Source organism: Enterococcus avium ATCC 14025, from assembly GCF_000406965.1.
GTDB classification, from domain to species: Bacteria; Bacillota; Bacilli; order Lactobacillales; family Enterococcaceae; genus Enterococcus_A; species Enterococcus_A avium.
On record NZ_KE136362.1, the window covers coordinates 558,347 to 572,034 of the forward strand.

Annotated in this window: 11 protein-coding genes; 8 read left to right on the top strand and 3 right to left on the bottom strand. The window is 42.1% G+C overall.

All coding sequences use genetic code 11. From position 1 onward, the window contains the following. Positions 1-59: 59 nt before the first annotated feature. Entirely contained in the window at positions 60-599 is a 540-nt protein-coding gene (locus OMU_RS09775) for a prolyl-tRNA synthetase associated domain-containing protein (protein ID WP_016179758.1), read from the top strand. A gap of 169 nt (positions 600-768) precedes the next feature. Continuing rightward, positions 769-2,166, top strand: a complete 1,398-nt coding sequence (locus tag OMU_RS09780) for a DUF1958 domain-containing protein (RefSeq protein WP_016179759.1) — start codon at positions 769-771, stop codon at positions 2,164-2,166. A gap of 59 nt (positions 2,167-2,225) precedes the next feature. Here OMU_RS09780 and OMU_RS09785 read toward each other — a convergent pair whose 3' ends face one another. The 3 genes from OMU_RS09785 to OMU_RS09795 all read right to left on the bottom strand — a co-directional run bounded on the left by OMU_RS09785 (position 2,226) and on the right by OMU_RS09795 (position 5,172). Then, entirely contained in the window at positions 2,226-3,794 is a 1,569-nt protein-coding gene (locus tag OMU_RS09785) for an L-serine ammonia-lyase, iron-sulfur-dependent, subunit alpha (RefSeq protein ID WP_016179760.1), read from the bottom strand. 11 nt (positions 3,795-3,805) lie between these two features. Next, a complete protein-coding gene (locus OMU_RS09790; protein WP_016179761.1) occupies positions 3,806-4,018 on the bottom strand; it encodes a tautomerase family protein in 213 nt (70 codons plus the stop codon). A gap of 167 nt (positions 4,019-4,185) precedes the next feature. After that, the gene (locus OMU_RS09795; RefSeq protein WP_016179762.1) at positions 4,186-5,172 is read right to left on the bottom strand and encodes an ornithine cyclodeaminase family protein; all 987 of its coding nucleotides are present in this window, start codon (positions 5,170-5,172) and stop codon (positions 4,186-4,188) included. 723 nt (positions 5,173-5,895) lie between these two features. Between OMU_RS09795 and OMU_RS09800 the strand changes: the two genes are divergently transcribed. The 6 genes from OMU_RS09800 (at position 5,896) to OMU_RS09825 (ending at position 13,617) form a co-directional block, all read left to right on the top strand. Continuing rightward, entirely contained in the window at positions 5,896-6,375 is a 480-nt protein-coding gene (locus tag OMU_RS09800; RefSeq protein ID WP_016179763.1) for a rhodanese-like domain-containing protein, read from the top strand. Between the two features lie 411 nt (positions 6,376-6,786). Beyond that, positions 6,787-10,041, top strand: coding sequence for a bifunctional metallophosphatase/5'-nucleotidase (locus tag OMU_RS09805; protein WP_371079480.1), 3,255 nt, complete (start codon positions 6,787-6,789; stop codon positions 10,039-10,041). A gap of 335 nt (positions 10,042-10,376) precedes the next feature. Next, positions 10,377-11,189 (top strand): MetQ/NlpA family ABC transporter substrate-binding protein, encoded by an 813-nt coding sequence (locus tag OMU_RS09810; RefSeq protein ID WP_034875598.1) that lies wholly within the window; start codon positions 10,377-10,379, stop codon positions 11,187-11,189. After that, a complete protein-coding gene (locus OMU_RS09815) occupies positions 11,182-11,982 on the top strand; it encodes a DUF169 domain-containing protein (protein ID WP_225844213.1) in 801 nt (266 codons plus the stop codon). Before OMU_RS09810 ends, OMU_RS09815 begins: the two co-directional genes overlap by 8 nt. Positions 11,983-11,993: 11 nt before the next feature. Further along, a complete protein-coding gene (locus tag OMU_RS09820; protein ID WP_016179767.1) occupies positions 11,994-12,968 on the top strand; it encodes a methionine ABC transporter ATP-binding protein in 975 nt (324 codons plus the stop codon). After that, positions 12,961-13,617 (top strand): methionine ABC transporter permease, encoded by a 657-nt coding sequence (locus OMU_RS09825; RefSeq protein WP_016179768.1) that lies wholly within the window; start codon positions 12,961-12,963, stop codon positions 13,615-13,617. The genes OMU_RS09820 and OMU_RS09825 overlap by 8 nt, the downstream gene beginning before the upstream one ends. Positions 13,618-13,688: the final 71 nt, after the last annotated feature.

The following is a 13,688-nucleotide window of genomic DNA, read 5'->3' on the forward strand; positions in this document are numbered from 1 at the left end:
CAGCGTACACAAATGACAAGCTGCCAAAATTTACAGGTTAGAAAAAAGGAGTGAGTAAAATGGTATTAGTCAGTGAAGCCTATACATCAGTACCAGAAATATGCAACACGCCATTGCAGGAAAAAGTCTATCAGGTCCTGCAAGAATTAGATATGGCGTTTCAGCGAGTGGAGACAGAGGAAGTCATCACGATGGAGGATTGCCAGCAAATTAATGAACGTTTAGAGATGGATATGGTGAAAACCTTGTTCTTATGTAATCGGCAAAAAACAAATTTTTATCTATTCGTCACCTGTGGCGACAAGCCCTTCAAATCGAAGGAATTCAGTCAGGCGTTGGAAATTGCTCGGGTTTCATTTGCCTCAGCAGAGCAGATGGCTGAAATGTTAGGAGCAAAAATCGGTGCGGCAACAATCTTTAGTACGTTGCTGGAAGAAGCCAAGAAGGTTCAGCTAGTTCTGGATAAGGATGTCTGTGATCAAGAATATTACGGCTGCAGCGATGGCACAACGACAGGGTATTTGAAATTACGTACAAGTGATGTTCTGCAAAAATACTTGCCTTATGTTAAGCGTCAGCCGAAAATTATTGAAGTTTAAAAAGAGTACTTTATAGCAGATTCCCCAAAAAAATTGGGGTCTGCTTTTTTAATTTGACCCAGCGAACCAATAGAAATAAGAAATAGTTTGTATTATGTGGAAAAAGTTCTAATAATTCATTTCTATCTATGCTAAAATTTTGTGTATTACGTATTAATTAGGAGGCCTTGTGGGTAAAAAAATCATATTTATAATAGTAATAGTTGTTTTATTCCTTTTCGAAACGCCTGCTCATGCTGCTGAGGACATTATGGAGATTACCAAATCAGCAGGCTACACCGATGTGTTAGAGGAAAACAAACCAAAAGCTTCGATCGTGGTTGATGGAACGAATGGTCAGATATTATGGGAAGAGAACGCTGATGTGGTCAGAGAACCCGCCAGTATCTCTAAAATGATGACGGTCTTTTTAGTTTTTGATGCCATAAAAGAAGGAAAATTGACTTTAGACACGAAAATCAAGGCAACGGAAAAGGATCAAGCCATCAGTCAATTGTACGCCATCAGTAATAATAATATTGTAGCAGGTGTCGAGTATCCTGTTAAAGAGCTATTGAAAATGGTCGTTGTGCCGTCATCGAATGTAGCGACGGTTATGTTAGCAAATGTCGTTTCGAATAATCGTGCGGGTGAATTTGTCGAAAAGATGAATGAAAAAGCTCAAAAAATCGGTATGAAGAATACTGCTTTTTATAATTGCAGTGGTGCTTCAGCTGTGAGCTTTGAGGGGCTTTACACGCCAGAAGGCTTCGATGCGAATGGCAGTAATACTGCAACTGCTCGTGATTTGGCTACAATGGTTTTTCATTTGATTAACGAGCATCCAGAAGTATTGGAATTTACGAATCAGCCAAAGGTCACTGCCATGGAGGGAACGCCCTATGAAGAGACCTTTGAAACCTACAATTATTCATTGCCTGGAGCAAAATATGGTTTTGAAGGTGTAGATGGCTTGAAAACGGGTTCTGGTCCTAGCAGTGCCTTCAATTATATTGCAACGGCCAAGCAGGGAGATACTCGTTTGATTGAAGTGATCTTAGGGGTGGGCGACTGGTCTGATCAAGACGGAGAATACTATCGTCATCCCTTTGGTAATGCGTTGCTTAAAAAAGTTTTTGATGAGTATGAACATCGCTTGCTCCTACCAAAAGGAATCCACGAGATTGAAGGAAAACCGATACAGCTAGCGAATGATTTTTATGGTGTCGTGAAAAAAGGCGAGGAACCAGAAATGACGCTCCAAGAAAATCGGGTGTCGTTAGCCAGTCAGAAGGAGCAGCTGACAGAAGACATGCCGAAATTATCGCTGAACTATAAAAAAGTAGAAACCGAAGAAAAGCGTCTTCCGGCAACGAGAAAAGTCTCAATAGTTGAGCAGGCAAAGGCGTATATCTTCCCATCCCTGCTGCTTATTCTAGGAGTGGCGCTGTTACTTTTTCCAGTGAAGAAAAAAACATTAGGACGGACAAGAAGCAGCTCTCGCCGTAAAGGTGTGGTGGTATTCAGAATTGCTGGAATTGTATGTGTTCTTGCTTCATTATTTATGATGATCTGGGAAATACTTTAGAGAACCGAAAAACAGAGTGAATCGCCAAAATAGGCGAATCACTCTGTTTTTAATTTCTATCAGCAGCAATCCAATGGACAGCCTAAGCGTTCGGCGATGGCTAGTCCTGATGGTGTTTGTGCCAAGCCGGCATGACCTGTACAGCGTAGTGATGCTGGAATCATCCGACCAACTTTATTGAAGCTTTCGATGGTTTCATCTAACGGAATAACGACATCATAGCCAGCCAGCGCCATGTTGGCAGCACCCAATGCGTTCATTCCGCACATCATATTTTTCCCAAGACAAGGAACTTCTACCCGAACACCAATTGGGTCACAGGTCATTCCGAAGACATTTTGCAAGCCCATAGATGCGGCATTGACTGCTTCTTCGATGGTTCCGCCCATTAATTGCACGAGTGCGCCCGCAGTCATACCAGAACCCGAACCACATTCCGCCTGACAGCCTGCCACCTCTGCGGCAAATGTAGCATATTCCGCAATGAAGACACCAATCATTCCCGCAGCTAAGAGCGCGCGAACCAATTCATCATGGGACTTTTTTTGATAATCACTAACAGCGATCAAGGTTCCTGGTAATGCGCCGCAGGAACCTGCCGTTGGCGCTGCAACAAATACATTCATCGAGCTTTTGACTTCCATTAAGGCAGAGATATTCTCGATGATTTTAGCTGGCAGCGCATCTCCTATCAGCCGATCGCGATTAGCACGGATTTTCGGCGCCTGAGAACCCAGCATTCGATCTTCATAGGAAGTGCCGGTCAAGCCGATTTGAATGCCGTTTTCCATAATTTCAAGAATTACTTCCGCCTTTTTATAGACTTCTTCTTCGGAAATACTGCCGCGATGACTTTCATAGCGCAGCGCCATATCGGCCAGATCTAAATTTTCCTCTTTTGCTAGAGCAATCATCTCTTCGGCTGTTGAAAAGAGCATCTTTGGTTCCTTTTGCGACATAATAGGCAGGATAGGATCAAATGCAATGAATCGTTCAACCTTCATCTGCTTATTCAGCCAAGCGATTTCTATTTCAGAAATCTCCTGTTGAGTCTTGATATGCAGCATCGTTTTACCAGCTTGTTCCTTGACGACAGCTGAGCAGAATTTGTCGATTTTATCTTCTAAGTCAGTTTCAGATAACGTCAAAGACTCACCGAACAGGAGGGTCTCATAGAAGCCTCCAGTAACTTCGACAGCAAAATGATTGATTTCGGTGATCTCGATCATCCCTCCGCCAACAGAAAGAGCAGTTACATCTAGTTCTTCTCCCAGATCTGTTTTGACTGTCATTTTATAAGTGTTAGGATGGTTGTTTTCGTAAGGAATCACACGGAAAACAATTTCCATGCCATCCGCTTCAGCAATTTCAAGAGCACGTGTCAACCGATTGTCCGTCGGGTCCATTCCCAGCAAGCCCCCAACTAGACCGATATCGGAGCACTGCGTAATATAGCTTGCAGCTAACGAACCCTCTGGATCAAAATCTGCCTGAAAATAGATGATTTTTCCAACGACCATCTGCCGCAGCGCACGTCCAATCCGCACCGAGGCTGCCGTATGGGAACTTGAAGGACCGATCATCACCGGGCCTAACACATCATTAAAAATACTGGCATGTTCTTTCATTCGCGTCCTCCTTAGAAATCCGCTTTGATATAAACATCCTCACCTGCGATTTCGTCACCGATTACGTCTTTCCACTTGTCTGCTTCAATCTCCTTGAATGACACCGAGACCACATTCGGGGTACAACCAAGTTCCTTCACCACGAAATCCTGCAATTTTTTAGCAAAGTCCTGTTTTACTTCTTCCGAACGACCAGGGTACATTTTGACTGATAAATGTGGCATTTTTATTCCTCCTTATTGGTTTTAACGTATTAATTTTTCGTGGAAAAATTATTCCGATCCGAATGGCGTATACCATCCAACTAAGTAATTCAGCTTTTAATTATCGTTGCTGTCTCACTGGCTAAGCGGGCTGCGAGAAGTTGGACTGGCATCCTTATTTCTATTTTTTATGACCATTCTGTTCCGATTTTTTCTTCCAGCGCACGTTCATAGATTTTTTGGGCAGTGACGAGATCCTGAGCACCGATCCCAACAGTTTTAAAAACGATGATCTCTTCGTCATTTTCGCGACCGCCAATTTTTCCCATCAGCACCTCTCCGATGTCTCCGGTAAAATCGTCCTTCGTAATTGTGCCGTCTTCTAGTGGTATCAAAATATCACCGGCTTCGGATAGCACCGCCTCTTCTGAATCAAAATAGAGCTTGCTGGCGCGTTCTAAAATTACCGGGTCCATTTCCTGCATATGCGGTTGATAAGAACCTACGCAACTGACTGTGGCACCAGCCTTGACTTTACTGCCATCAAAAACTGGCGAAGTGGCTGGGGTAACAGTGATGATCAGATCGGCATCATTAATCGCTTCATCTGAAGTTTCCGCTGGCAAAATTTGAGTCCCATAGTCCTTCAGCTCTTCATTCATTTGCTTAACGAATGCTTTTGTTCGCTCAGAATTTTGGTCAAAAACGTGGACCGTCTCTAAATCACGCGCACAAATCATCGCCTCTAATTGTGTCGCGGCTTGTCCACCAGTTCCGATCAGTGCACCTTTTTTTGCATCTTTTCGACCCAAGACATCAAAGGCAACCCCAGATGCGGCACCAGTCCGTAGCTGAGTAACAGTCACGCCATCTAGTAGGGCGCTGACATAACCTGTCTTGCCATCTACTAACAGCACTTGAGCTGGGGCAGAGGCTAAACCTTTATCAATATTGTCAGGGAAAATATTGATGATTTTTAGGGCAGCTGCATCTAAATCAGGTGCGTAAGACGGCATGAATAGGAATGTGCCATTTTGTTTTTCCGAAACGATCTGTGTTCGCAACGGCACATCTGTCTTACCCTCACTAAATAATTGGAAGGCCACCTTGTCTGCTTCAATGGCATCCTTCATGGTAAATACTTGTTTGATATTTTCACGAGATAAAAGTAGCATAAAAACCTCCTTAACGAATTTTCTTTCACACCTAAAAGTATAAGCGATTACAATAACGGTTTCAAAGGAATTTCAAGAATTTTCTTTTATTCTAGCTACTACTTTGCTGATAAGATTATGGCTGAGTTAAAAAGCTGGCGCTGAAGCGACCTTTAGCGACCTTGGAGGAAACATGCTGACGTACGGAGTACGAAGCACCGCCACGACGAGTAGCTGGCTGTTGGCGGACTGGAGTTAAACCTCCTTTAACTGCATTAATAGAACGATTGTAATTTTATTCAAATTTTTTAGCTATTTTAAAACATTTCACAACAAAAGAAATTACTCAAATTGTTATTGAAAAAGCGTTTTCCTTTCTATATACTTTGATTGAAGAAAGATTCACAAAGGGTGCAGGAGGTGGAAGAAATGTCAAAACGACTATGACTATGAGGTGAAAACCAACTTAGAGTATCTAAGCGAGTTCGTGTAGCATTCTTACCCTCAAAGTATTCCTGTGCTTAAAAAAAATCTGATCCCATACTTTCGAAGGATAAGGGATGACAAAAATATTTGGCCCCCCTTCCTTACTGACGGCGTTTTAGAAGTATCTTCTTCGTTAATAACCTGAAGCTGTCCACTTCTGTCACAGCCTTTGTGCGGAAAAAACGAGGTGAAAGTAAAGCTATGACTCACCGATTCAACGAACCAACAAAAAATCGATCGAAAGAAGGATTTAGAAAAATGAAAAAGAGAATTAGCGGATTATTACTTATTACTTTAGCAATATTTGCCATCGTGTTGACAGGCTGTTCCAACAACGATGGAAAGAAAGATCGTGCCGAAGCGGATATTGATTGGCAAATGATTACACCAGAAAAGATGAAGGACGTTCTTGAAACAGACGATGCTGCCGATTATCAAATCATCGATATTCAACCAGAGGCAGACTATGAAAAAGGCCATCTGCCAAACTCTATCAGCGTACCAGCTTATCCAGTAGATACTGAAGAACTGGAAAAATTAGTCGTGGATAATGCTGATCAATTTAAGGATGGCGACAACCCAATCTATGTTGTCTGCCCAGGCGGTGGAAGCGGTGCGAAACGTACAATCTCATTACTCATCGATGAAGGCATCGATGAATCTCGGTTATATATCGTTGAGAACGGTGCGAAGAAATGGCCGTACAAAGACGACAATAAATTATGGGTAACAGACTAAACACAACATTCTTCAGTTAATGAATACAAAAACAGGCTCAATACTCATTTACTGAGTTTGGGCTTGTTTTTGTGTCAGTAGAAGGTTTGTATGGATAGGAATAGGTTTGGGCATCGTTACTTAGATAAGTATCCTTGAAAGTCGATTATCAACAAATTCGGATCGAAAAAGACTTTTTATACACTAGTTTCAAATTGATAAGAAATAAATGAAGGCGAATAAAGGAATAAACAGGAAAAACGGATTCTTTTTGCTTAGAAAAAAATTACTGAAGTTTTAATGCCCTTTTATTACTAGAGACTCATTTTTCATTTGGAAGTATAAAAAATAAAAAGAAAATACGGAAAATATTTGAATATTCCGTGAATAATTGCTACCATCTTCTTTGTAAGCGTTTTTAAAAAGAAGGAGATGAATTTATTGAGGAAGTCGAATTTAGTTAAAAGTGCAGTCACATTATTTACAGTCTTAGGTTTCACGTTGCCATCAGGGTTTGCGGCAGCTGAAACAATCAATACAGAAGCAACAAGTACGCAGATTAGTAGTACAAGTAACGAAAATTCTATCAGTGAAGTAAATAGCGAAACCAGCAGTCAGACGACAGGGGCCGATTCGACTGTTGAAGCAACAGTTGAAAGTAGCTCAGAACTAGACAATGAACCAAAAAGTACAGCTACTGTCCCAATTCAATTGCTGGGAATTAATGATTTTCATGGTGCTCTGAGTACGACAGGGAGTTACTATGATGCTACAGGCAATAAAACGTCTAATGCTGGTACCGCTGCATTGTTAGCCGGCTACTTTAATCAAGCAGAGACTGCTTTTAAAGCTCAGAATAATACAGGAAAAACGTTACGTGTTCAGGCTGGTGATATGGTCGGAGCAAGTCCAGCAAATTCAGGCTTACTGCAGGATCAGCCGACAATGCGAATTTTAAATCAAATGAAATTTGCTGTTGGTACGTTAGGAAATCATGAATTTGATGAAGGTTTAGGAGAGTTTAATCGAATTTTGACGGGAACTAAACCAGATCCTAGCTCTGGCTTTTTACCGATCGTTAAGGAATACAACGAAGATTATTCTCAAGACGAGTTAAAAGGCGGTTTTGATTTAGTTATAGCGAACGTACACGAAAAAGACGGCTCTATTCCTTATGGCTGGAAACCATATACGATTAAAAACGTCGGTACTGCTGCTGAACCAATTAACATTGGTTTTATTGGAGTGGTGACTACAGAAATTCCTAATCTTGTATTAGCGGAACATCATAAAGATTACACGTTTACTGATCCAGCCGAAGAAATTGTCAAATATTCTAAAGAACTTGTTGATCAAGATGTAAACGCAATTGTTGTCCTTGGTCATACGCCATCGGTGCAAGGATCTGGTGAAACGGTAAGCGGGGAAACTGCTGAGATCATGAATAAAGTCAAACAGACCGATCCAGACAACAGTGTTGATGCCTTCTTTGCGGGACATAATCATGTTTATACAAATGGTGTAGTAGGAAATACACGGATCGTTCAATCGACTTCTCAAGGGAAAGGCTATATTGACTTGCGGGGAGAATACGATCCAGCTACTAAAGATTTTGCTTCGACACCAAAGGCAACGGTCAGCGCTGTTGATCCGACTAAGGGAATTGCGAAGGATGCTGCTATAGAAGAAATCGTAGCGGATGCGGACACGCGTGTTGCACAAGTAACGGAGCAAAAAATCGGCACAGCTGACAAAGCAGAAGATATTTCTCGTACGGTGAATGAGATGGGTGAATCACCAGTCGGCAACCTTGTGACTGATGCACAAGTCTATATGGCGAATAAAAATGGTGTACCAGTTGATTTTGCTATGACGAATAATGGCGGTATTCGTGACGATCTGAAGGTGAAGCCGGATTCTTCAATTACTTGGGGAGCGGCTCAGGCAGTTCAGCCTTTTGGAAATATCATGCAGATTGTGGAGATGACCGGTCAGCAAATCGAGAACGTGTTGAACCAGCAGGATGAGAAATACTTCTTACAAGTTTCTGGCTTAAAATATACAGTTGAGAAAAACGATACTTCTTTTGTGGTTAAAGAAATGAAAAAAGCAGATGGAACACCAATCGAAGCAGACAAAACGTATAAGCTAATCATCAATGATTTCTTATACGGCGGCGGGGATGGTTTCTCTGAATTCACGAATGCTAAACTAACAGGTGCATTAGACCCTGACACAGAAACCTTTATTGGCTACATCAAGGACTTAGAAGCAAAAGGCCAAAAGGTATCGGCAGCAATTGAAGGCCGCAAAACATTGGCAACTACTGAGCCAACTGATCCCGCAAAAGAAGAAACGGAAAAAATCAAAGCTGAAACAAAATTGAACGACTATCGCGAAGGGGATAAATATCTAACAGGGAAAACAATTCCAAACGGAAAAGTAACGTTCACATCAGAAAAAGCACGAGTACTGGCACAAGGAATTGCGGATAAGGATGGGAACATCAGCATTGCTGTTGATCAGTTAGGGCTAAAAGAGGGTCAAGAGTTAGCAGTCACCATTGCAGGAGCTAACGGCGGAGAAGCCAGCTTTACCGTAAAAGTGTTACCAAAAGCAACTGAACCAAATGATCCTGCTAAGGATGAAACTGAAAAGATCAAAGCCAAAACAACATTCAACGACTACCGTGAGGGAGACAAGGTTTTAACTGGTCAAACGATTCCAAAAGGGAAAGTAACAATCACACCGGTTAAAGCACGTGCACTAGCACAAGGCACTGCGGATAAAGACGGAAAAATTACCATTGCTGTTGATCAGTTAGGTCTGAAAGAGGGCCAAGAGGTGACCGTGACAATTGCTGGAGATAATGGTGGAGAAGCCAGCTTTACAGTGAAAGTTTTACCAAAAGCAACTGAACCAACTGATCCTGTAGCTGAAGAAACGAAACGAATTAAAAATGAAACGGAAGTGGATGATCTTTACGAAGGGGGTCAATACCTGACAGGGAAGACGATTCCAAATGCGACAGTCGAAGTAGCTGTTGAAGAAACGACTGCGGCTAACGTCGTTCAACCAGTGGCAGTCCAAGCGGCGACGGCAGCTCCTCAAAAATCGGGTGCTGATGGTGAATTTAAACTTGATGTACAAGCATTAGGATTACTTGAAGACGATCAGGTTCACTTAATTATTACCGGCGAAAAAGGTGGTAGTGGAGAATTCTTAGTCGATGTTTTAGGCGATGCAGCAGCAAAAGAAACAGAGCAAATCAAAAAGGTTACAAAGTTTGCGAATATTTATGAAGGTGACACAGAGTTGACAGGAAAAACGATCGCAGATGCAATGATTGATGTTTCTGTTGAGAAGAGTGAAAAATTCGCATTAGGCAAATCGAATGAAAAAGGGAATGTCATCCTTGATATCAAAGACTTGGATTTGAAGAAAGATCAAAAGGTGACGATTACGGTCACTGGTCCAAGTGGTGGGAAAGTCGTTTTTGAGAAAACCGTTCTAGGTAAAATTGTGGCCTCCAATGTTAGTACGAAAACACCAAGTAGTACGACTTGGATCGATGGTACACTGCAAAAGGTATATCCAAAGACGAACGATGAAAAGCAACCGATCTTTATCGTGCTGGGAATGATTGTCTTAGGTACCAGCGGTCTAATCTACTTTAAACAAAAATAGCTGCAACTATAGCCGAGTTCAATTCTGGATTCGGCTTATTTATTAGAGATTTTTTTAGAGTTATTGTGAAGTGTTTCTCTTTCCGCTATACTCTTTATGATAACGCTTATAATTTTTGGGGAGGTGGTCATTTTGTTTATTTATCAACTATGAGTTTGAGTTGGGTATGGACTTAGAGGCTCTAAGTCGGTGAGTAAGCAAAATTTACCTCCTTTCTTTGATACGTGATTTTCACGTTTATTTCTGCTGATCGGAGGAGCATACAGATAGTGTATGTTTCTTTTTTGTGCGCTCACACACATGTAAAGATTAAAAAAACGATAAGGGGAATGACGATGAAAAGGTTTAAGATTGGATTAGCGATGTTAGCAGCGGTTCTAGTATTGGGAGCGTGCGGATCAAAGAAGGAAGCGGCGACGGAAAAAGATGAGAAAAAGGATATTAAAATTGCCTGTAATCAAGTGTCTGAGAACTCGCTTAAGGCGGCGAAAAAATCAATGGAGGCAGAAGGCTACAAGCTTGAGTTTGTGGTGTTTTCAAATAATATTGAAGCGCTGCAGGCGGTTCAGGATGGCAACGTGGATGCGTCTTTCGCACAGCACGAACCCTTCATGAAATCCTTCAATGAACAAAAGGGCGGTGATCTGGCAATGATGAAGCCGCATGTTTATTATACAGGGATCGGCCTGTATTCAAGTAAATATGACAAGATTGATGAGTTGCCTGATGGTGCGCAAATCGCCATTATGAACGACGCGATGAATCGTGACAATTCTTTACTGATGATGCAGGATGCAGGTTTAATCAAATTGAGTGATGAGAAGAAATCAGGCTATACGGCGTTGGATATTGTTGAGAATCCGAAAGATTTTAAATTCGTAGAAATTGAACAGGCACAAACGGTTCGCAGCTTGGAGGATCTTGATGCAGCGACCTGCTTCTTTACCTTTATGTTTAACTCTGGTGAGGATTACAAGGATTACTTAATTCGTGATCAGCATGCGAAGGATTTTCCGATCAGCTTGATTGTTAAGAAGGAAAATAAAGACACGGATTGGGCGAAGGCAATCAATGAATCCTTTACGACAAAAGAGAGCAAGAAGGGAATCAATGATCATTTCAAGGGAGTGTTTACTTTCTATGAGTAAATTTCAAGAGCTAGATCGGCGGTTGAACTATTTATTAGAGTTGGAGCGTAGGGTTGTAGGGATCAGCTTTTTACGAACACGGGCGGATTTTGACACCTATGAGGCACCAGCGACTAAAAAATTAGTCCCTTATTGTCGGGCAGTCCAACAGGCAACGGAAGGAATCAGTGTGAAACTGTCGATCGATAATTTTGGCTGTCCAGCTTCGGCGGTTGCGTTAGGACTGATCGAAAACGATGACTACAGTGCAAGCGGTCAAAAGCATGCCAACATGGGTGTGTATAAGGATATTGAAGTAAGTAAGGCAATCGCGGATGAGATGGTTTATTGTAAAGAACCTTCTTATGGTGTTGCGGTTGAACCGATTGATTCTTGGAAGAGTGCACCAGACGTTATTTTGATGATTACTACGCCATTTAATGCGATGCGAATCTTACAGGGAAACGCATATTTTAATGGACAGGCGAAAAACATCAAGATGACGGGGATGCAGGCGATTTGTCAGGAAGGGACCTCTTATCCTTATGAGACTGGTTTGATCAATATTTCGATGATGTGCTCGGGGACACGCTATGTGGCACGTTGGAAGGATGAGGAATTATGTGTCGGTATTCCTTACGAGAAATTTGAAAGCATGATCGAAGGACTTGAGGCAACGCTGAATCCAATGGAGCTATTAGAAAAGAAACGCAAGATCATCAAAAAAATCGCGGAGGACGAGGTTCCGGATTTTTATGAGGTTCGCAAACGCGACAATTATTTTAGAGGCGCATATCAGGGCGTGAAACGTTAGGTGTTGAGTAGATGGAAATAGTCATCGATCAGGTTAATAAAAGGTACGGCAAGCAAACAATCCTAGAGGATATTTCGCTGACGATTCCCGCGGGATCAATCATGGGAATTTTAGGAATCAGCGGAGCAGGGAAATCCACGTTGCTGCGCTGTATCAATGGATTGGAGCAAAGCCAATCCGGCAGTATTAGAATCGGTACACAGCTGTTAGAGCAGCTATCGGAAAAGCAATTGCGGGAGATAAAGAAAAAAATCGGGATGATTTTTCAAGGAAATTCCCTGATTGAACAAAAAACGATTTTTAAAAATGTCGCCCTACCATTGGAATGCAGCGGCTACTCTAAAGAAGCAATCAAAGAACGCGTAGACGAATTGCTGACAGAAGTTGGAATCGCCGATAAAGCGCAAATGAAACCACGGCAATTATCTGGTGGGCAAAAGCAGCGGGCGGCAATCGCTAGAGCCTTGACCATGAATCCTGAGATTCTGTTATGTGATGAGGCAACTTCAGCTCTTGATCCCAATATCACCAATGGCATTTTGGAGCTGTTACTGAAATTGAATCAGAAGATGGGGCTAACCATCGTCGTTGTGACCCATCAAATGGAGGTTGTGAAGAAAATCTGTGATCGGGTCGCTATTTTACAGCAGGGAAAGATTGTGGAGGAAGATACGGTCCAACAGTTTTTTTTGAATAATTCTGAGATATTGCAAACAATCACGGGAGAGCAGCAGACGCAATTTGGTGTGCAGAAGGCAGACCATCGGTTAGTAAAAATCGTGACACCTTTGAAGGAGGATCTTTTTGCCTTGCTGCGACAAGCGGAAATAAAAACACCACATTTGTTAAAGGCCACAACAGAACAGTTTAAAGCGGAGACATTAACGACTTTATTAGTGTCTGTTCCTGACGAAGACCTTAACAAACTAATGAAGCTTTCCGCTCAGGGGCATTTTAGTTGTCTGGAGGTGAAGAGCGGTGAATAATTCGGTCTTGATTACCCAAGTACTGCTGCCTAATTTAATCAGTACACTTATCATGGTGATAGTCTCCTCATTGATTGCGACAATCATCGGCTTTGCTTTAGCGGTTGTTTTAATAATCACAAATAAACAAGGCTTAGCGCCTAACGCGAAAATTTATCGCCTGCTGGATTTTATCGTGAACATTATTCGTTCGTTTCCGTTTATTATTTTGATGGTGGCACTGATGCCGTTTACTCGTTCCATCGTAGGAACAACCATCGGTACTTCGGCGGCGATCGTGCCCTTGACCTTTGCGATGACGCCTTATGTGGCACGGCTGTTTGAAAATAATCTATTGGAGATTAATCCGTATACCTTAGATGCGGCAAAATCGATTGGGGCGACTCATATGCAGATTATTTTCAAGGTGATGCTGGTAGAGGCTTTTCCTAGTATGATCTCAAGCGTGACCTTGGCGATCATCTCCGTTTTAGGCTATACCGCGATGGCTGGTACGGTGGGCGCGGGTGGTCTGGGTGCTGTAGCAATTACCTACGGCTATCAAAATTTCGATAATACGATCATGTATAGCACGGTGGTTTTGCTGATTGTTTTTGTGCAGCTTGTTCAATGGATCGGCAATCTGTGCTATAAAAAAGCGAAAGATTGAATCAGTCAGAGTATGAGGAAACTTATGCTCTGATTTTTTTGTTGTTTTAAATTGAAAAACAGCTGTAGCTG

What these genes read in the sequence shown, in the direction of transcription:
- OMU_RS09775 (WP_016179758.1), top strand. Translation starts at nt 60, where the DNA reads ATGGTATTAGTCAGTGAAGCCTATACATCAGTACCAGAAATATGCAAC.
- OMU_RS09785 (WP_016179760.1), bottom strand. Translation starts at nt 3,794, where the DNA reads ATGAAAGAACATGCCAGTATTTTTAATGATGTGTTAGGCCCGGTGATG.
- OMU_RS09790 (WP_016179761.1), bottom strand. Translation starts at nt 4,018, where the DNA reads ATGCCACATTTATCAGTCAAAATGTACCCTGGTCGTTCGGAAGAAGTA.
- OMU_RS09795 (WP_016179762.1), bottom strand. Translation starts at nt 5,172, where the DNA reads ATGCTACTTTTATCTCGTGAAAATATCAAACAAGTATTTACCATGAAG.
- OMU_RS09800 (WP_016179763.1), top strand. Translation starts at nt 5,896, where the DNA reads ATGAAAAAGAGAATTAGCGGATTATTACTTATTACTTTAGCAATATTT.
- OMU_RS09805 (WP_371079480.1), top strand. Translation starts at nt 6,787, where the DNA reads ATGAATTTATTGAGGAAGTCGAATTTAGTTAAAAGTGCAGTCACATTA.
- OMU_RS09810 (WP_034875598.1), top strand. Translation starts at nt 10,377, where the DNA reads ATGAAAAGGTTTAAGATTGGATTAGCGATGTTAGCAGCGGTTCTAGTA.
- OMU_RS09815 (WP_225844213.1), top strand. Translation starts at nt 11,182, where the DNA reads ATGAGTAAATTTCAAGAGCTAGATCGGCGGTTGAACTATTTATTAGAG.
- OMU_RS09820 (WP_016179767.1), top strand. Translation starts at nt 11,994, where the DNA reads ATGGAAATAGTCATCGATCAGGTTAATAAAAGGTACGGCAAGCAAACA.